This is a genomic window from Citrobacter sp. CK194 (genome assembly GCF_030333395.1).
Taxonomy (GTDB): domain Bacteria; phylum Pseudomonadota; class Gammaproteobacteria; order Enterobacterales; family Enterobacteriaceae; genus Citrobacter_B; species Citrobacter_B koseri.
On sequence record NZ_JAOWGA010000012.1, the window covers coordinates 293,198 to 313,106 of the forward strand.

Annotated in this window: 17 protein-coding genes and 1 pseudogene; 11 read left to right on the forward strand and 7 right to left on the reverse strand. The window is 52.2% G+C overall.

The features are described 5' to 3' along the window. The 4 genes from OGX80_RS02060 to OGX80_RS02075 all read right to left on the reverse strand — a co-directional run bounded on the left by OGX80_RS02060 (position 1) and on the right by OGX80_RS02075 (position 2,907). Positions 1-1,065: a DUF2955 domain-containing protein gene (locus OGX80_RS02060; protein WP_286471083.1), complete on the reverse strand. Its 1,065-nt coding sequence runs from the start codon at positions 1,063-1,065 to the stop codon at positions 1-3. After that, complete coding sequence (locus OGX80_RS02065; RefSeq protein ID WP_115182035.1) at positions 1,055-2,122, reverse strand: HlyD family secretion protein; 1,068 nt, start codon at positions 2,120-2,122, stop codon at positions 1,055-1,057. Before OGX80_RS02065 ends, OGX80_RS02060 begins: the two co-directional genes overlap by 11 nt. Before the next feature lie 12 nt (positions 2,123-2,134). Then, the gene (locus tag OGX80_RS02070; RefSeq protein ID WP_110494713.1) at positions 2,135-2,593 is read right to left on the reverse strand and encodes a MarR family transcriptional regulator; all 459 of its coding nucleotides are present in this window, start codon (positions 2,591-2,593) and stop codon (positions 2,135-2,137) included. Between the two features lie 149 nt (positions 2,594-2,742). After that, the gene (locus tag OGX80_RS02075) at positions 2,743-2,907 is read right to left on the reverse strand and encodes a DUF1127 domain-containing protein (RefSeq protein WP_065422769.1); all 165 of its coding nucleotides are present in this window, start codon (positions 2,905-2,907) and stop codon (positions 2,743-2,745) included. A gap of 177 nt (positions 2,908-3,084) precedes the next feature. Here OGX80_RS02075 and OGX80_RS02080 point away from each other — a divergent pair, with 177 nt between their 5' ends. Then, positions 3,085-4,497 carry an aminotransferase-like domain-containing protein gene (locus OGX80_RS02080; protein ID WP_047459146.1) on the forward strand — a complete coding sequence of 471 codons (1,413 nt, stop codon included), beginning with the start codon at positions 3,085-3,087 and terminating at the stop codon, positions 4,495-4,497. A 37-nt stretch (positions 4,498-4,534) separates the two neighbouring features. Here OGX80_RS02080 and OGX80_RS02085 read toward each other — a convergent pair. Further along, positions 4,535-4,612, reverse strand: a pseudogene (locus OGX80_RS02085) (Rpn family recombination-promoting nuclease/putative transposase); the annotation flags it as partial. 166 nt (positions 4,613-4,778) lie between these two features. Between OGX80_RS02085 and mdtM the strand changes: the two are divergent. The 7 genes from mdtM to trpS all read left to right on the forward strand — a co-directional run bounded on the left by mdtM (position 4,779) and on the right by trpS (position 12,212). Continuing rightward, positions 4,779-6,020 (forward strand): multidrug efflux MFS transporter MdtM, encoded by a 1,242-nt coding sequence (mdtM, locus tag OGX80_RS02090; protein ID WP_049009412.1) that lies wholly within the window; start codon positions 4,779-4,781, stop codon positions 6,018-6,020. 85 nt (positions 6,021-6,105) lie between these two features. Next, positions 6,106-7,386 (forward strand): DUF445 domain-containing protein, encoded by a 1,281-nt coding sequence (locus tag OGX80_RS02095; protein WP_024130745.1) that lies wholly within the window; start codon positions 6,106-6,108, stop codon positions 7,384-7,386. 82 nt (positions 7,387-7,468) lie between these two features. Then, entirely contained in the window at positions 7,469-8,620 is a 1,152-nt protein-coding gene (locus OGX80_RS02100) for a double-cubane-cluster-containing anaerobic reductase (RefSeq protein WP_115182036.1), read from the forward strand. A gap of 9 nt (positions 8,621-8,629) precedes the next feature. Then, positions 8,630-9,397, forward strand: coding sequence for a putative 2-hydroxyacyl-CoA dehydratase activator YjiL (yjiL, locus tag OGX80_RS02105; RefSeq protein ID WP_115182037.1), 768 nt, complete (start codon positions 8,630-8,632; stop codon positions 9,395-9,397). Beyond that, positions 9,394-9,645: a putative Se/S carrier protein gene (locus tag OGX80_RS02110; protein WP_115182038.1), complete on the forward strand. Its 252-nt coding sequence runs from the start codon at positions 9,394-9,396 to the stop codon at positions 9,643-9,645. Before yjiL ends, OGX80_RS02110 begins: the two co-directional genes overlap by 4 nt. Positions 9,646-9,760: 115 nt before the next feature. Next, positions 9,761-10,951 carry an MFS transporter gene (locus OGX80_RS02115; protein ID WP_104867815.1) on the forward strand — a complete coding sequence of 397 codons (1,191 nt, stop codon included), beginning with the start codon at positions 9,761-9,763 and terminating at the stop codon, positions 10,949-10,951. A gap of 253 nt (positions 10,952-11,204) precedes the next feature. Further along, positions 11,205-12,212, forward strand: a complete 1,008-nt coding sequence (gene trpS, locus OGX80_RS02120) for a tryptophan--tRNA ligase (protein WP_115182039.1) — start codon at positions 11,205-11,207, stop codon at positions 12,210-12,212. A gap of 407 nt (positions 12,213-12,619) precedes the next feature. Here trpS and OGX80_RS02125 read toward each other — a convergent pair whose 3' ends face one another. Next, positions 12,620-13,882 (reverse strand): aromatic amino acid transporter, encoded by a 1,263-nt coding sequence (locus OGX80_RS02125; RefSeq protein ID WP_012134247.1) that lies wholly within the window; start codon positions 13,880-13,882, stop codon positions 12,620-12,622. A gap of 106 nt (positions 13,883-13,988) precedes the next feature. After that, positions 13,989-15,359, reverse strand: a complete 1,371-nt coding sequence (locus OGX80_RS02130) for a tyrosine phenol-lyase (protein ID WP_047459198.1) — start codon at positions 15,357-15,359, stop codon at positions 13,989-13,991. Between the two features lie 1,004 nt (positions 15,360-16,363). Here OGX80_RS02130 and OGX80_RS02140 point away from each other — a divergent pair. The 3 genes from OGX80_RS02140 (at position 16,364) to dcm (ending at position 19,870) form a co-directional block, all read left to right on the forward strand. Then, positions 16,364-17,569, forward strand: coding sequence for a site-specific integrase (locus OGX80_RS02140; protein ID WP_233644229.1), 1,206 nt, complete (start codon positions 16,364-16,366; stop codon positions 17,567-17,569). A 268-nt stretch (positions 17,570-17,837) separates the two neighbouring features. Then, positions 17,838-18,557 (forward strand): Eco47II family restriction endonuclease, encoded by a 720-nt coding sequence (locus OGX80_RS02145; protein ID WP_049005212.1) that lies wholly within the window; start codon positions 17,838-17,840, stop codon positions 18,555-18,557. A gap of 80 nt (positions 18,558-18,637) precedes the next feature. Further along, complete coding sequence (gene dcm / locus OGX80_RS02150; protein ID WP_233644228.1) at positions 18,638-19,870, forward strand: DNA (cytosine-5-)-methyltransferase; 1,233 nt, start codon at positions 18,638-18,640, stop codon at positions 19,868-19,870. Positions 19,871-19,909 lie beyond the last annotated feature (39 nt).

The window sequence follows — 19,909 nt, forward strand, 5'->3', positions numbered from 1 at the left end:
TCACTCAGTAATCACAAACCGTGTCGCTGCAAAGCAGTTGAGGATGCGGTGGACCAGAAACACCATCGTCAGCGTCGCTACCAGCGCGACGGTGACTGAAGTGATGCGGTACAGATCGCTGAACACCAGATCGCTGTCCGGGTGCAGGTTCTGGCCGAACATAATGCCGATGGTGGTGATACTGGCAAAACCGACGCCCGCACCGACCTTTTCCATCACATGCAGACGAGCGCTGAAGGCCAGCCCGAGACCGATTAGCGGCATCATCAGCAGCATATGGTTGCTGAAGTCATAAATAAGCAGTTGCACCAGCAGAATATACAGGCAGGCCAGCACCACGCCGACGACGCGCCAGATAGAGCTGATCACCGCGCCACGATAGTGCATCGGAAACAAAATCAAAATTCCCGCCATCAGCGCCGACAGCGAATCGCTCAAATCGCAGATCTGGAAAATCACAAAGATCATCGTCGCCACGGTGCCGGAAAGCAGCGACTCATGGCGAATACGGGCATCATCTTTCTCAATACGCGGCGGCGGCTGACGCAGTTCGACATCCGGGATCAGATAGTGCAGCAGCGCGCTCAGGGCTACCGCCATCACGCAGGCCTCCATATTGGAGAACATCAGCGTATGCCAGTTGGTGCCAGGGTAACTCATAAAGTTGAGCATCGTGCTCTGGCACACCACGCCCATCGAACCGAGCAAAAACAGCGGCCCCTTGCTCATAAAACGAAAGCGCATCACGTACAGGCCAAACACCACCAGCGTCATAATTACTGGCCACTGCGAGAGATAGCCGACAATCAACACCATTTCAACGCAGTTCACCGCTGCGCTGAATACAAACTGACGAGCCACATGGCGGTTAAACACCGGCACCAGCGACAACAGCATCAGCGGATAAACCACAAAAAAGACGCCATACTGCACGTTGTAAAAGGTCGAGATACTCAACGCTATCGTCCCGGCAACGGAAATACGCACGGTCTGGCGAAAATCATTGGCGGTGTAGACAATATTCCCGTGCGGCGTAAAGACGTGGGCCAGGGTGTTAATAGACATAGTGAAGCCAGCTTACCAGGTGGATCTGCGCCCCTGCAAAGGTGCGGGCAAACATCCCCTCGCTGTTATACAACTGCACCGTAGCGCGAGCGCCGGTCGGCAGGGGTTTCTCCAGCGGGGTATCCAACGCAACGTGAATGCGCATACGCTGGGCATCGCGCACCCAGCGCGTTGACTGTTCCGGCTGCGACAGCTGTCCGTTAACCGCTTCCTGCCCGGCCAGAATCCCGGCGTCGCTGCTGGTCACATGCGCAGGAAACACTTTGCCCGGCATGGCGTCAAACACCACTGCGGCATCGGTATTTACGCGGGTGTGACGCAGACTTTTCTCACGAAAATCGGCCACAATATCGGTCTGGTTACTGACCAGCGCCATCAAAGGCGTAGCGGCAGTGGCGTAAAGCCCAGGGTTGAGCTGGAGATTGCTCACCGTCCCGTCGGTTTCCGCCCGCACCTTCGTCCAGCCCAGGTTCAGCTGTGCCTCTTCCAGCGCATTGCGGTATTTTTGCAGCGTCACATTGCGACTGTCGTCGCGTTCACCGCGCTGGATCAGCAGGTTCTGGATACTGGCATTCAGCGCAGCCACCGACTGCTCGCTGGTCTGCCAGGTGGTGCGCACTTTATCCAGATCCGACTGCGAAACATTCTGCATCGCGCTCAGCCGCTGATAGCGGTCAAACGTGAGCTTATCGTTGCGGGCAGTGTATTGCGCGGTGCGCAGGTTGGCGCGCGCAGAGGCGATCTGCGCATCCAGCTGTTGGTTGCTCAGCTTCGCCTGCTCAAAGGCAATCTGTGCGGCCTCAACTTTATTGATAAACGGCGTTGGGTCCAGTTCATACAACAGGTCGCCCTTTTTCACCTGGCTATTGTTGCGTACGTAGACGTGAGAGACATAGCCGGAGACGCGCGAGGAGACCGGCGTCACCACACGCATCACGGTGGAATCCGGCGTCAGCGGGATCCAGATATCGGCAACAATAAACCAGGCGAATATTGCAAGGAAAGCGGCAATACTCACCCTTACCCAACGGGCAAATTTTTGTTCTGGGGTCATCATAGTTTTTTAGAGTTAATTATCTTCTTCGCGGATTAACCGCAGATTGCAGGCGATTTGATTTAATGTGGCGCTGAAGGCGGCAAGTTCCGCTTCCGGGATAGTACGGGTGACGCGTTGCTGATAGGTCTCAATCACCCGGTTCAGTTCTTCCAGCCTTGAACGGCCTTGCGCTGTCAGCATCAGCAGGCGGATGCGTTTGTCATATGGCGATGTTGAACGCACCAGATAGCCCTGTTTTTCCAGTTGCGTGAGGGTGCGCATCAGCGGCGGCAGCTCAATGCCCTGCACCTCCGCCAGTTCGCTGACCGAGACGTTATCACCCAACTGATGCAGTTGCATCAGCACCGTCCAGCTTGACTGCGTCAGGCCGGTATCGGTGATGGCAGCATCAATAATTGCACGCCACTGGCGTACCACCATTGCCATGCGCATCCCCATCGGACGGCGGGCAAACAGCTCATCTTCAGTCATCTCTCTTTCCCCTCTTAGCAGATGGGAAAATAATACTTATCAGGATAAGTATCAAGAAACAGCTGATAAGGAAGCATCAATTGATAAATTACGTGAATGTAAAAAAGGCCGGACTGAATACAGCCCAGCCTCTGTGATGTTACGGTGGATCACTCAATCTGATCCCGTCGCAGCCCCACATCCTTTAACTGTTCATCGTTCATGCGTTGCAATACGCGCTGCGTCTGCGCCCGCAGTCGCCATCTTTTTATTGCCTGCCAGACCTGAACAAAACCAATAAACGGCTGTTTTGCGCGATTCTCGTGAAATTCCATACTCCACCTCCCCACCTGGTCAGAGGCTTTATCTTCCCGGATCTTCACCACCACAATACAGATTCAAAAAATACTTTTCTTTGCCATACAGATTGGCTAAAACGGTATCTGAACGCGATTTCGACCACCGTTCTGTACTGGTTTTTCCATCTGTATGGCAAGAGTGAGGGATACAGCATGACGCGTTACCAACATCTGGCTAATCTGCTGGCCGAGCGTATTGAGCAAGGGCTGTATCGCCACGGGGAAAAATTGCCCTCGGTACGTAGCCTGAGTCAGGAGCATGGGGTGAGCATCAGTACCGTACAGCAGGCATATCAGACGCTGGAGACGTTGCAGCTCATCACTCCACAGCCGCGTTCCGGCTACTTTGTCGCCCCGCGCAAGGCGCAACCGCCAGTGCCGCTGATGTCACGCCCGGTACAACGACCGGTAGAGATCACCCAGTGGGATCAGGTGCTGGACATGCTGGAAGGGCACAACGACAAATCAATCATTCCTTTCAGCAGCGGCGTCCCCGATATCCACCAACCCAGCCTGAAACCGCTCTGGCGCGAGCTAAGCCGCGTGGCGCAACATAACCTGGGGGCGGTGCTGGGCTACGATGAACTGGCCGGATACCGCGAACTGCGGGAACAGATCGCCCGCCTGATGCTTGACAGCGGTTCAGTCGTCAGCGCTGATGATATCGTTATCACCAACGGTAGCCAGAGCGGTTTGTCGCTGGCGCTGCTGACCGTCTGCCAGGCGGGCGATATTGTCGCCGTCGAATCCCCCGCCTATTACGGCACCATGCAGCTCCTGCGCGGCTTAGGAATAAAAGTCATTGAAATCCCGACCGACCCAGATACCGGTATCAGTATTGAAGCGCTGGAACTGGCGCTGGATCAGTGGCCGATTAAAGGGGTTATCCTCGTACCAAACTGCAATAATCCCCTCGGGTTTATTATGCCGGACGCACGCAAACGGGCAGTGCTCAGCCTCGCGCAGCGCCACGATATTGTGATTTTTGAAGATGACGTGTATGGCGAGCTGGCGACGGATTACCCGCGCCCCCGCACCATCCACTCCTGGGATATCGATGGTCGGGTGCTATTGTGCAGTTCGTTTACCAAATCCGTCGCGCCGGGTCTGCGCGTGGGCTGGGTCGCTCCGGGTCGTTACCACGATCGGCTGCTGCATATGAAATACGCCGTCATCGGCACCAACGTTCCCGCCACGCAGCTGGCGGCGGCCACCTTCGTCCGCGAAGGCCACTATCACCGTCATGTCCGGCGAATGCGCCAGATCTACCAGCGCAACATGGAGATCTATACCTGCTGGGTACGCGAATATTTTCCCTGCGGGATCTGCGTCACCCGACCAAAAGGCGGCTTTATGCTATGGGTCGAGCTGCCGGAGCATATCGATATGGTCTGCGTCGCCAGACAGCTATGCCGCCTGAAAATCCAGGTCGCGCCGGGGTCACTGTTTTCCGCCTCCGGGAAGTATCGCAACTGCGTGCGCATCAACTGTGCGTTACCGCCGAACGAGAAACATCGTGAAGTGATGCAAAAACTTGGAGAGGCGGTGAAAGTGGCGATGGAATAAGCCCGCCCGGCAGAACGGCGTTTACCGGGCCAGTGATGCGCTGGCGGATATGTTTTTGTATCAACTCCAGCAAGGCAATACGCCGATGTTGCATGATCTCACTATCCGGCGTCACCTTACCTTGTCAGGATGCCAACAACATTCGGTATTATGCGTTGCTGCGAGGCGCTATCAACGATAAATTCACCTTTCTGCAAGGCATACATTTTTTCTGAATACGCCACGCAGAAATATTTCACTGTACCCGTTCAGGGTTTTCTCCGACATGGAGTGCGATTTATATGCAACGGATACGTCAATTCTTCTCCCGGCGCGCGACAACGCTATTTTTCCCGATGGCGCTGATTCTGTACGACTTTGCCGCCTACCTGTCGACGGATTTGATTCAGCCGGGCATCATCCATGTCGTGCATGATTTCAATGCCGATGTCAGTCTGGCTCCGGCATCCGTCAGTCTCTATCTGGCCGGAGGGATGGCATTGCAGTGGTTGCTCGGCCCGCTTTCCGACCGGATTGGCCGCCGACCGGTGCTGATTACGGGCGCGCTTATTTTCACCGTTGCCTGCGCCGCCACACTCCTTACAACGTCAATGACACAGTTTCTGGTCGCGCGTTTCATTCAGGGCACCAGCATCTGTTTTATCGCCACGGTCGGTTACGTTACCGTGCAGGAAGCCTTCGGCCAGACCAAAGCCATAAAACTGATGGCGATCATCACCTCAATAGTCCTGGTTGCGCCGGTTATCGGCCCGCTCTCAGGCGCTGCGCTAATGCACTTTGTTCACTGGAAAGCCCTGTTCGGCATTATTGCGCTGATGGGGCTGATCGCCCTGTGCGGCCTGGCGCTGGCGATGCCAGAGACGGTACAACGCGGCGCGGCGCCGTTTAGCATTCCCGCTGTCCTCCGTGATTTTCGCCACGTATTTCACAACCGGATTTTCCTCTTCGGCGCCGCAACGCTTTCGCTGAGCTACATCCCGCTAATGAGTTGGGTGGCGGTCTCGCCAGTAATCTTAATCGACGCGGGCGGCATGACCACCGCTCAGTTCGCCTGGGCGCAGGTGCCGGTGTTTGGCGCGGTAATCATCGCCAATATGATGGTCGCTCGGGTTGTGAAAGATCCCGGCGATCCGCGTTTTATCTGGCGCGCGCCGCCGATACAGCTTGTCGGTCTGGCCATCCTGATCGCAGGAAATCTGTTGTGGCCTCATGTCTGGCTGTGGTCAGTGCTGGGCACCAGTCTGTACGCTTTCGGGATCGGGATGATTTTCTCGACGTTGTTCCGCTTTACGCTGTTTTCCAACACTCTGCCTAAAGGTACCGTCTCAGCGTCGCTGAATATCGTCATCCTGACAGTCATGGCCGTCGCTATCGAAGTCGGACGCGGGTTGTGGTTTAACGGCGGCAAGATTCCGTTTCATCTGTTGGCGGTGGTGGCAGGAATTGCGGCGGTGTTCACATTGAAAGGGCTATTACAGCGCGTGCGTCAGTATGAGGTAACAGAACTGGCAACTGAGAAATAAACTCACGCCTGATGGCGCTACGCCAGAAGGCCTTCACCGCATGATCTTTTGCACGATCCCCCCGTCTGGCTCTATCCTTAACGCTATGAATAAAATTGCTGAACTCAAACGCGCCAAACAACTGGCGCTCTCGCTGCTGCTGATTGCCGCCGCCACGTTCATCACGACGCTTTTCCTGCCGCCAAATTTTTGGGTACTCGGCATTAAAGCCATTGCGGAAGCGGCAATGGTGGGCGCACTGGCGGACTGGTTCGCCGTCGTGGCGCTGTTTCGTCGGGTGCCGATCCCGTTTATCGCGCAGCATACCGCCATTATCCCGCGTAATAAGGATCGAATCGGCGAAAATCTTGGCCAGTTCGTGCAGGAGAAATTTCTTGATACCCAGTCGCTGGTCGCGCTCATTCGCCGTCATGAACCGGCCTTGCTGATCGGCAACTGGTTCAGTCAGCCGGATAACGCCCGGCGGGTTGGGATGCATTTGCTGCAAATCATGAGCGGTTTTCTCGAACTGACGGACGACGCCCGTATTCAACGCCTGCTCAAGCGGGCGGTACACAAAGCGATCGATAAAGTGGACTTCTCTGGCACCAGCGCGTTAATGCTGGAGAGCATGACCAAAAACGATCGTCATCAGGTACTGCTGGACACCCTGATCGCGCAGTTGATCGCCCTGCTTCAGCGCGACAGCTCACGCGCGTTTATCGCGCAGCAAATCGTGCGCTGGCTGGAGACGGAACATCCGCTAAAAGCAAAAATTTTACCGACCGAATGGCTGGGGGAACACAGCGCAGAACTGGTTTCCGATGCGGTGAATTCGCTGCTGGATGATATCAGCCACGACCAGGCGCACCAGATCCGCCACGCCTTCGATCGCGCCACCTTTAAGCTGATCGACAAACTCAAAAACGATCCAGAGATGGCCTCCCGGGCGGAAAGCATCAAAGCGTACCTGAAAGAAGATGAGGCGTTTAACCATTATCTTGGTGAACTCTGGGCTGATTTACGCCAGTGGCTGAAGGCAGATATTAACGCAGAGGGTTCCCGCGTGAAGCAGCGGATCGCCCATGCCGGGCAATGGTTCGGCGAAACGCTGGTGGCGGATGATGCCCTTCGCGCTTCGCTCAACGGCCATCTGGAACAGGCTGCGCACCGGGTCGCGCCGGAATTCGCCGCGTTTCTGACGCGCCACATCAGCGACACGGTAAAAAGCTGGGATGCCCGCGATATGTCACGCCAGATAGAGCTGAACATCGGCAAAGATTTGCAGTTTATCCGCGTCAACGGCACGCTGGTCGGCGGCTCCATCGGGCTGGTGTTGTATCTGCTGTCACAAATACCATCCCTGCTGACGTTACCCAACTTTTAAGCAGATCAATAAACACCTGGTTTTTACAGGGTTATAATGCGTGGTCTTTTCATTGTCTCCCGTGTTACGGGGAAGGAAAACCATGTCGCTTATCACCGATCTACCCGCCATTTTTAACCAGTTCTCCGACGCCCGTCAGAAAGGCTTTCTCACCGTTATGGATCTTAAAGAACAGGGGATCCCGCTGGTCGGCACCTACTGCACGTTTATGCCGCAGGAGATCCCGATGGCGGCGGGCGCGGTTGTCGTTTCCCTGTGTTCAACGTCGGACGAAACCATCGAAGAAGCCGAAAAGGATCTGCCGCGCAACCTGTGTCCTCTGATCAAAAGCAGCTACGGCTTCGGCAAAACGGACAAATGCCCCTACTTTTATTTTTCCGATCTGGTGGTGGGCGAAACCACCTGCGACGGCAAAAAGAAAATGTACGAATACATGGCCGAATTTAAGACAGTACACGTCATGCAACTGCCCAACAGCGCCAATGACGCCGCCTCCCGTGCGTTATGGAAAGCAGAGATCCTGCGTCTGCAACAGGCTGTGGAAACGCGTTTTGGCCGCCCCATCAGCGAAACCGCCCTGCGCGACGCAATCGTATTGAAAAACCGCGAACGCCGCGCGCTGGCCAATTTCTACCGCGTCGGCCAGCTTAATCCTCCTGCTCTTAGCGGCAGCGATATCCTGAAAGTGGTGTACGGCGCGACGTTTCGTTTTGATAAAGAAGCGCTTATCGACGAGCTCAACGGCATGGCTGACCGCGTGCGCCAGGAGTGGCAGGACGGCAAGCGGCTGGACGCCCGCCCGCGCATTCTGATCACCGGCTGCCCGATTGGCGGCGCGGCAGAAAAAGTGGTACGCGCCATTGAAGAAAACGGCGGTTGGGTCGTCGGATTTGAAAACTGCACGGGGGCAAAAGCCACCGAACAGTGCGTTGAAGAGACGGGCGATGTCTATGACGCGCTGACCGACAAATACCTCGCAATTGGCTGTTCCTGCATTTCGCCCAACGACCAGCGGCTGACGTTGCTCAGCCAGATGGTAGAGGAGTATCAGGCGGACGGTGTCGTGGATGTGATTTTGCAGGCCTGTCATACCTATGCCGTTGAGTCTATGGCGATTAAGCGCCACGTACGCCAACAGCACAACATCCCTTATATCGCCATCGAAACGGACTACTCCACTTCGGATATCGGGCAACTCAGCACCCGCGTCGCGGCCTTTATCGAAATGCTGTAAGGAGCGCCCGTGACGTATTCGATTGGCATTGATTCCGGCTCCACGGCGACAAAAGGCGTTTTGCTGGCGGAGGGCGTTATCACACGCCGTTTCCTCTGCCCCACGCCGTTTCGCCCCGCCGATGCTATCCACGAGGCGTGGGAAACGCTAAACGCAGGGCTGGACACGCGCCCGTTTCTGACGCTAACCGGCTACGGACGCCAGTTGGTTGATTTTGCCGATAAACAGGTGACAGAAATCTCCTGTCACGGGCTGGGGGCACGCTTTCTGGCTCCTGAAACCCGCACGGTCATCGACATTGGCGGCCAGGACAGCAAGGTTATTCAGCTGGATAACGACGGTAATCTCACCGACTTTCTGATGAATGATAAATGTGCCGCCGGAACCGGGCGTTTTCTGGAGGTGATTTCGCGCACCCTCGGCGCCAGCGTGGATCAACTGGATACGATCACCGACGGCATTGAGCCTCATGCTATCACCAGCATGTGCACGGTTTTTGCCGAGTCTGAAGTGATCAGCCTGCGCTCTGCGGGCGTTGCGCCAGAAGCCATTCTTTCCGGCGTGATCAACGCGATGGCCAGACGTAGCGCCAATTTTATCGGCCGACTGTCTGCCGGGGGACCTTTGCTGTTTACCGGCGGCGTCAGCCACTGTGCGGCATTCGCGCGTATGCTGGAAAGACACGTTGCGATGCCGGTTTACACCCATCCTGACGCGCAGTTTGCCGGGGCCATTGGTGCGGCGCTGATTGGTCAACGCCAGAGAAAACGCGGATGACGGAATATCTGTTTTTATTTCATTCGACGGTGGGCGTCATTCAGACCCGCAAAGCGCTTCAGGCTGCGGGAATGACCTTTCGGGTGGCGGATATTCCGCGCCAGCTACGCGGCGGCTGCGGGTTATGTATTTACCTGCACTGCCCCCCCGGCGAAGAAACGCAGTGGATTATCCCCGGTCATACCGAATCCATCTATCGCTGCGTGGATGATGGCTGGCACTGCGTAAAAACGATCGACGCCTGCTGAATTTCCCAACGCATATGCCTTGCCGGGCCCTCACACGCCTCTATTTTTTACTTTTTATTATCATTTACACATGTAATATAACAAACACAAATTAACGCGCTAAGTGAGAGCAAGTATGGTTCAGGGCAATGCCGATTCAAACCGTCATGCCATCAGTACGGCACTCTTCGGCTTAATGGTACTGACGCTGGGAATGGGGATCGGACGTTTTCTGTATACCCCGATGCTACCGGTCCTGCTGTCTGAAGGTCAGTTTACCTTCGCGGCGCTTTCCTGGATTGCCAGCGCCAACTACGCGGGGTATCTGGCGGGCAGCCTGTTGTTCTCCTTCGGCGCCTTTCACCTCCCCTCTCGCTTACGGCCAATGCTGTTGACATCGGCGGTAGCAACCGGGGGATTAATCCTTGCGATGGCGATATTTACGCAACCTGCCATCGTGATGCTGATCCGTTTTCTGGCCGGGGTCGCCAGCGCCGGAATGATGATTTTTGGCTCGATGATCGTCCTGCAACATACCCGTCACCCGTTTGTGATTGCGTCGCTTTTCTCCGGCGTTGGCGCCGGTATCTTGCTGGGCAACGAGTATGTTATCGCCGGTTTACGCTATGCGCTTTCTTCCCATGCGCTGTGGTCAGGCGCTGCCGTTATCTCCGCCGTGTTACTGCTGCTCCTGGCGTTCCTTATCCCTGCCCGCGCCCACGCGTTGCCGCCCGCTCCTCCGGCGCCGACGCATCATCCGCTGATGCGCTGGTGGCAACTGGCGCTGCTATATGGCTTCGCCGGATTTGGCTACATCATCGTCGCCACCTATCTGCCGCTAATGGCGAAAAACGCGGGCTCGCCGCTACTCACCGCCCATCTTTGGTCACTGGTGGGACTGGCGATCGTTCCCGGTTGTTTTGGCTGGCTGTGGGCGGCAAAGCGCTGGGGCGTATTACAATGCCTGACGGCGAATCTGCTGATTCAGGGAGTCTGCGTCATACTCACGCTCGCCAGCGACGCACTGCCGCTTCTTATTATCAGCAGCATTGGTTTTGGCGCGACGTTCATGGGGACAACCTCGCTGGTGATGCCGCTGGCGCGGCAGCTGAGCGTGCCGGGGAATATCAATCTGTTGGGTCTTGTCACACTCACCTACGGCATCGGTCAGATCGTCGGCCCACTGTTAACCAGCCTGTTAGGCAGCGGCACGGAGGCGATCGCCAGCGCAACGCTTTGCGGCGCTGCGGCCTTATTTTTCGGCGCCGTCATCAGCATGATTCAACTTGTTAAGCAGCGGCAGTTTACGCAAAAAAGAGAATGCTGAAGAGCGCTGATGGCAAGCAGAGTGAACAGGTTGCCCATTAACAACCCTGACATAGCAGGTTTACCCCTGCGCTTAACCGTGATACGGTCATTTTTATGAACAAACAGACTGCGATTCCCCAACGCCATAACCGCTGGTGGCTGCCTGACTAAAGGCGGCACGGTTCTGTTTTATCCCCGTATTAATAGCCGCCGAAAGGCGGCTATTGCGTTCCAGAGACGTCTTTCGGTTTTTTCACGTAAAGGAGTCTTTGATGAACACAAAACCCACCATTCTGACCGGCGATCGCCCTACGGGCACCCTGCACCTCGGGCACTACGTTGGCTCACTGCGCCAGCGCGTTGCTTTGCAGCATACCCATCAACAATTTGTGCTGATTGCCGACCTGCAAGGGCTGACCGATAACGGTACGAACCCGCAAAAGATCCGCGACAACATCCCGGAAGTGCTGGCGGATTATCTGGCTGCCGGAATCGACCCTGAACTCACCACGCTCTGCCTGCAATCCGCCTTACCTGCACTGGCGGAACTGACCATGCTGTATATGAATGTCGTCACTGTCGCCCGCGTAGAGCGTAATCCGACGGTGAAAAATGAAATTGCGCAGAAAGGCTTTACCCGCTCGTTACCGGTCGGATTTATGGTCTACCCCATCAGCCAGGCGGCGGATATCACCGCGTTTAAAGCGGAATATGTGCCCGTAGGAGACGATCAGTTGCCGATGATCGAGCAGACTAACGAAATCGTACACAAGATGAACAGCCTGCTGCCTGCCCCACTGCTACGTCACTGTCAGGCGATTCTGAGCGACACCGGCCGCCTGCCCGGCATCGATGGCGGCGCTAAAATGTCAAAATCTCTCGGCAATACCCTGCAACTCTCCGCCAGTGAAGAGACGATCCACAAAGCGGTTAGCGCCATGTACACCGATCCTCACCACCTTAACGTCAGCGATCCGGGTCAGATCGAAGGAAATGTCGTGTTCACCTGGCTGGATGCCTTTCACCCGGACAAAACGAAAGTCGCGGCGATGAAAGCGCATTATCAGCAGGGCGGGCTTGGCGATCGCACCTGTAAAAACGAACTGGAAACCTGTTTGCAGGAGTTGATTGCCCCAATGCGCGAGCGGCGGGCAACCTATATTCAGGATAAAGGCATGCTGATGCAGATACTGCAACAAGGCAGTGAACGGGCGCATGAGGTCACACAGACAACGCTACGGGAAGTGAAACGCGGGCTGGGATTGCCCGTACTATTTTAACGCTTGTCAACCCGGCGGCAGGGTTGCCGATCGTGTTACTCCTCCACATTTTGCAGAGTGAACAAAAAGCTTTACACCACGCACACGATAAGAACGATGCGGCGATCTTTTACGCAATGCCTGCGCTGACTAAAATAGCGCCTGCATTTTAAACAGAGGATTGTTGTTATGTTGTTCTGGAAAAAGATGGTGAAGAAGATCGACGCATTCTCAACGTTGATTCCACCACGCTACTTCCGGGTGTAAATCCAGGCAGGCCTGTCAGCGACAGGCCTGATTGCTTTTGTGAGTTTTATTCTTGCGCAGTCCGCATTTTCTTAACACCACCACCCACACCCTCAGCCAGGCGTAACGATAAACCAGCGGATGCTGTAACCTGAGTAATGTCAGAAACATAGCGCCTCCCGCTAACGGAACGTCGGCAGCAAACCAAACACATCCAGCACCACCGTCAGATACACAATCCCTCCGCCGACAATTACCAGATTCAGCACCGTATTGTTACAGGGGGCGGTATAACGCGCCGTGGCAAAACGCTTACGGGACGCTTTCACCAGAAATGGCGGCAGGATCACGCTCCAGATGGTAAACGCCAGTCCCGCATAGCCAATCGCGTGGACAAAACCATTCGGGAAAAAGAAACAGACGGCAGCGGGCGGGAAATAGGTCACCAGCGCGGTTTTCAGTCTGCCGATGCCGTTATCCGGGAAGTGGAACAGATCGGCAATATAATCAAACAGACCCAGCGTAGCGGCCAGCAGCGAACTGGCAACGGCAAAGTTACCGAAAAAGGTCAGGATTAAATCCATATAGCGACTGGTAAACAGCCCACTGATGGCTTCCACAAACACATCAATATTGCCGCCTTTGGCAATGATCGGCGAAAACTCGGCGCGGCTGATATTGCCCATCGTCACCGCCAGCCAGAAGATATAGAGCAGCACGGCAAACAGGGTGCCAATCACGATGGAGCGCGTAATATGGGACACGCCGTGGGTGCCATACAGTTTCACCAGACTCGGCACATTGCCGTGAAAACCAAAGGAGATAATGCAGAACGGCAGCGTCATCAGAATATAGGGAAGATATTGCGTATTCGGCAGTGCGATGGCGACGCTATCGACCAGTTTCGCCACCTCAATATGGCCGATTAGCCCGGAGAACGTGGCAAAGAACGCCACAAACTTACCGACGATCAGAATGGTGGTGATCCGCCCGACCAGCAGCGAGCTGTACCAGGCGATTACGCCAACCAGCATACTGACGACAATAACGGAGATGTTTGCCGGGAAACGAAAACCGCTATATTTAAACACCGTCTGCGCCATCACCGCCGATGACCCGGAGATATACGCATAGGTTAAAATATAGAGTACAAAACCAAAGGCGATGCCAACCACGATATTCCACTTTCGCCCTAATAGATCCTGAGTAAAGGTGTTAAAACTGGCTCCGGCACCATAGTGAAGGTTCACTTCAACCAGCATCAGGCCGGTTAATAACATCATGATGGCAATAACGATCAGAATAACAGAGGCGCCGGGAAACCAGACTCCCGCCATCGCAATAGGCAGGGAGAACATTCCCCCGCCGACTACCGTTGCGATGACAAGCATCGTCCCGCTAATAAGTCCGGGGGAACTCTGTCGTTCAATGGCATTAATATCCATGATAAATGTTCCTGTTGACTATTAATTATAATTACGGCTGTCATTTGTACATCTTCGGATAATAAAAAACAAAAAGCCCCATTTAAAAATGGGGCTATCAATATCATTAAATATAATCAAAACGTGCAGTAAAGAAGCGCAACTGCTTAGGCTCATAAATAAACTTCAGCCCGCGAATATCCTCTTTATGCTTATAGAGTTTAATAATGCCATCGGCCACCACATCCATATGCGCATAAGTATAAACGCGGCGTGGAATAGTCAGGCGTACCGTTTCCAGTTTTGGCCGGTGGTGATCGCCCGTCTCTTTATTACGCCCTGCGGAGATGATGCCACGCTCCATGCTGCGCACGCCCGTTTCCATATAGATGCTTGCCGCCAGACTCTGCGCCGGGAACTGATCCTGGGTCAGGTGTTCGCAGAAGCGACGAGCATCGAGGAATACCGCATGGCCGCCTACCGGTTCAACAATCGGCACACCTGCCGCCTTCAGCTTATCGCCCAGATAACGAACCTGCTTCACACGGTGCTCAATGTACTCAAACTGCATGGATTCACGCAGACCAATGGCCATTGCTTCCATGTCGCGCCCGGCCAGACCGCCGTAGGATGGCATCCCTTCATATACCACCACCAGCTCTTTAGCCGCCGAGAACATCTCATCATCGTTCATGCACAGGAACCCGCCGATATTCACCAGGCAGTCTTTTTTCCCGCTCATGGTACACCCATCGGCGTAGCTGAACATTTCATGGACGATCTCTTTGATGCTCTTGTTCTCAAAGCCTTTTTCCTGCTCTTTGATGAAATAGGCGTTCTCTACGCAGCGGGTTGCATCGTAGAAGACTTTAATGCCATGCGCCTGCGTCAACTCCCTGACGGCACGCATATTCGTCATCGAGACCGGCTGACCGCCCGCAAGGTTCACCGTCACCGCCAGACAGATATAGGCAATATTTTCGGCGCCCTTTTCGTCAATCAGTTTTTGCAGCTTTTTAAGATCGATATCGCCTTTAAAGGCGATATTCAGACCGGCATCGTGCGCCTCATCACGGACGATATCCACAAAGGTGGCGCCATTTTTTTCCTGATGATAACGCGTGGTGGTGAAATACATATTCCCTGCAACATATTGCCCCGGTTTAATCGCCAGCTGCGATAGCAGGTTTTCCGCCCCGCGCCCCTGGTGCGTAGGAACAATATGTTTAAAGCCAAACAGCTCCTGAACCGTTCTTTCCAGATGATAAAAGTTTTCACTGCCTGCGTAGGCCTCATCACCAATCATCATCCCGGCCCACTGCTTATCACTCATGGCGTTCGTACCACTGTCCGTCAGCAGGTCGATATAGATATCTTTCGAGTTCAACAGGAAGGTATTGTAGCCCGCTTCCTGCATTTTTTGGATGCGCTCATCACGCGAGATCATAGATACAGTTTCAACGCTTTTAATACGGAAGGGTTCTGCCGGATAATTCATTTTGTTTCTCCAGTTAACAGTGGTCATGTTCGTATTAATGTGAAGTAAAGCATACCTGGCCCATCAATAAAGTTTGATGGAATATAACTATCCGCCTCCTGATTCAGGGGGAGAAATAATGTGAGGGCACTATGCAAGATTTAATTCATGAAGAAAATAGCTCCGTCAATATTCGCCATTGGCGTAAATCATAAAATCTGTAAATACGCGTGATTTAAATCACATAGCATTTTTTTACTGACTCAATTTCAACAAGTTATTTTTTATCTTTTGAATTGCAGTTTCCCTCCAGACGCGGTAAAAGAGAGAAAGCAGTGAAAACTTAACTTTCCAGCCTCTTTTCCGCTCACATTGTCGATTTTGTATACCAGGATATTGTGAGATTGCGATCACCCTCCGCGCTTAATTTTGTGACTAACATCACTAAAAGTGTAAAGTAAAGTTTACGACACAGATCGATTTCAGAGATTACGATTTGCTTCAGGGATGAGGTTCACATTTTTTGGCATGAATTTGGGGAGAGTAGATAAGCAGCAAAGTTCACGTAGTTTGAGAATAAAAAGAGACCGTCGAACACAACGTTGCCAGTGGTTTTGATGAAGAACATGACTCTCTGCTGACGAGGTAGGATTCGCTATCCAACAGACACGCAAACAATGTGGCCCATCATAAAAGTTTTGATAAAGGAACGATTGGACCAGACGAGACTATGCACATACAGATGTCGAAGATGATGAATGGAGGCAGGATTGTCGACAGGCTGTTCTGTGTTCCGCCGACAAGCCGATTGACGTGCCGTAAGGGCTTGTAGAATGGTACATGAGAGAGGTGTTAAGGGGATAAGTGCGAAGGCCGGACTCGAACCGGCACGGGTTTAGGCGGCTTAGCTTGCTTCAACAATCATCGTTAACTCGTTGAACTAGCTAGACTAAAGCTCATAACCCCGGCACATTTCACAGACTGTTTAGCCATGAAAAAGCCCCGACAACATAACCGGGGTTTGTATGAGTTTCAAGAGAGATCGTTATCTAGTTTTAGATCCCTGCGGGAATTACCTCGTGCGGATAGCTATCCCCAGCTACATGCGCCACCTGTTCCAAGGGAAACGCTACTTTATGAAAAGCACAGGGACACGAGACATACGGCAAGCGCGTTTGTTTCGCGATGCTATTGCTCTGGAATGGACTCGCTTACGGAATCTGCTAAAGCCACAAGGAGGCTCATCCGTCGATCAAATCATTGATGAGCTACGCCGTGTCAGTGTGTACGCCAAGGAAGCCCCCGCATCGTTTGGTGCATCGATTCAGGCTTGCCCTTCCTTGCTAAAAATGCGTGATTTGTACCTGCTTCAATACAGCGAGAAGCGAAAGCTAACCACGCTATCCAAGACCAATAAAGCCGTAGAGGTGCTGTTAACCCACCTGAAAAAGAAAGATGTTCAGTTGCGAGATATTAACCGAACCATAGTTACAGGCTGGTTAGATAAACTCAAAACTGAGCGAGCGCCCCAAACCATCCAGAACTATATCAGTGCACTGGCGCAGATATGGGATTTGGCACGCAATCGCTATCACGATGCGCCACAGGATAACCCTTGGCGTGGTCATGCACTCGAAGCAAAAAGCAGCAAGGTCAGCTATGAAGTCTTCGCACCGGGCGAGTTAGCAAAGGTCTATGATTTGCTCGATGATGAGATGAAAGCGGTAACGGCTATTGGGGCATACAGCGGTATGCGGATCAATGAAATATGTACGCTGCGTGAGAGCAGTATTAAAACCATCGAGGGCGTTTTGTGCTTTGAGATCACCGAGGGGAAGACCAAGAGCGCGGCACGAATCGTCCCAGTACACAGCAAGCTAATCCTCCTCGTGAAATCATTGCTCAAAACCACACATAGCGGTTTTCTGTTCTATCACGCGTCAATTACAGACCGAGCGGATGGGAAGCGCTCAACGTGGCATACGCAGCAGTTCACACGGGCAAAGCGTAAAGCTCTTGGCGAACTTGCCGCAGAGAGGAAAGTGTTTCACTCACTCCGCCATGCGTTTGTGCAACAGCTCGACCGTGCTCAAGTTCCAGAGGATCGTATTGCCCTGCTCGTTGGCCATGAGCGAGGTAGCACGGAGAGCTTCAAAACATATTCAAAAAATTCTGCGTCTCCAATTGAATTGGCTCGGTATATAGAACAAGTGGCTTATCTCGAAATTTAGGGGGTAACTCCCCTATCCCTGTAACATATTGATATTGATCGAATCCTTAGCGCAAGCCATTCAAAGCCCGCCGCAGCCGACATCCGCCCTTTCTATCATTAAAATGCTTATTGATCGTTCTCATCTATGTCCGTAGTCGTTATGATGGGGAGACTTGCTCCAATGATTTTTTTAAGAGCTGCTGCGTAATTAGCCATAACAGCAATAGTTCCCAAAGGTTACTACGCAAACAAGTCATTGAATTATAAAGAATGATGGAGAGAAAGCCATGGCATTACTTGAATATATCAGTGATGAAGATCTTTTTAACGAAGTTGAAACCTTATTACTTAAAGCTAAAAAGAAAAAAGACGCCGCTGAGAAGACTTTTAACAGCAATGTGATTGACCCTTTTGGTGCGCTTTTTGAAGCTCCGGGTTTCTCATCCCATGAAGAGTGGCGAAACTCCGAACTTGCACGGCAACGTCAGAAGACCATTCAGAATCATGTTGGTACGTTTCACCAAAAAATCCTCGGCCATGTTGATGGATGGCAGGACATGGGAATCGGGGGTATCGTTGATCTCCTCAACGAAGAGAGAAAAATCATTGCAGAGGTGAAGAATAAATACTCAACGGTTACTGGCGGGGACTTAGCTGATAAGTATAAAGGCTTAGATGAACTGGTATCACCTAAATATAGCCGATTTAAGGATTACTGCGCTTACTTTGTTAATATAATCCCTCGCAAGCCTGTTAGGTTTGATATCCCTTTTACCCCCTCTGATAAAGGCAGCGGTACTCTGTGCCTTTCGAATCCTAACATCCGAATCATTGATGGCGCGAGCTTCTATGAGCTTGTCACGGGCAGACCGGATGCTCTGCAAGAACTTTATAGTGCTCTTCCTCACGCAATTGAGTATGTTTTGAACGAACGTCTCGGACAGAAAGGCTTCTCCATCCCTGATAAAGATAGCTTTATTAAGTATTTTGGTCTCGCTTATGGCTGATAACCATGATCAACGTTTGACAACGCCCATGTAAACCCATACAGTAGTAACCATGACTAATGTTGGCATGGTTACTAAGTATGTTAAAGGAAGAGTTTTCACTTTCAGAAGTTGCAGACATTTTGGGTGTGTCAAAAGAAACTTTAAGGCGTTGGGACACTGCTGGAAAATTAGTTTCTCAGCGAAATGACGAGAACAACTATCGTTTTTATAGAAAAGATCAACTTAAACATTTTGAACAGGCTCAGTTTTTATTCAAAAGCCAGTGGTCTGACGAGTCTAAAACCTGTAATAACATTTATACTGTATTAGAATTATTTGCTGGCGCAGGGGGTATGGCTTTAGGTTTGGAAAAAGCAGGTTTGAAATCTGTTTTACTAAATGAAATTGATTCCCATGCTTGTAAGACGTTACGAAAAAATAGACCTGAATGGAATGTGGTTGAAGGCGATGTGAGCAAAGTTGACTTCACCCCTTATAGGAATACCGTTGACGTACTGGCTGGCGGTTTCCCTTGCCAAGCATTCTCTTATGCTGGCAAAAAACTTGGCTTTGAAGATACACGAGGTACCCTTTTCTTTGAGTTTGCCAGAGCAGTTAAAGAAATTAATCCGAAGGTTCTTTTAGCCGAGAACGTACGAGGATTGCTTAATCATGATGATGGGCGGACTTTAGATACAATAAAAAGTATTATCACTGACTTGGGCTACACTTTATTTGAGCCAAGGGTACTTAAGGCTATTTTCTACAAAGTACCACAAAAACGCGAGCGTTTGATTATAGTGGCTGTAAGGAATGATCTTGCTAATGGCATCGATTATGAATGGCCTTCTTCTTACAATAAAATATTAACACTTAAAGATGCTTTAAAAAAGGGAGAGCTGTACGATAGCGACGTACCAGAGTCAGAGGGACAAAAGTATCCTAAAAGAAAAGCCGAGATTCTAAGCATGGTTCCTCCTGGTGGCTACTGGAGAGATCTTCCAGAGGATATTCAAAAAGAATACATGCTCAAGAGTTTTTACTTAGGCGGTGGCAAAACTGGTATGGCTCGTCGCTTATCGTGGGATGAGCCAAGCCTAACTTTAACATGTGCCCCAGCGCAGAAACAAACAGAGCGTTGCCACCCGGAAGAAACACGACCATTAACAGTGCGTGAGTACGCAAGAATACAGACCTTCCCCGATGACTGGGTATTTGAAGGCCCAATGTCAGCGAAATATAAACAAATAGGGAATGCGGTTCCTGTTAATCTGTCATTTGCCGTTGGCAAATCAGTTGTACATCTTTTAGAAAAAATAAATAACAGATAACCATACAGGGTAGGTTTCATGGCCTACCCTTTTATTCTT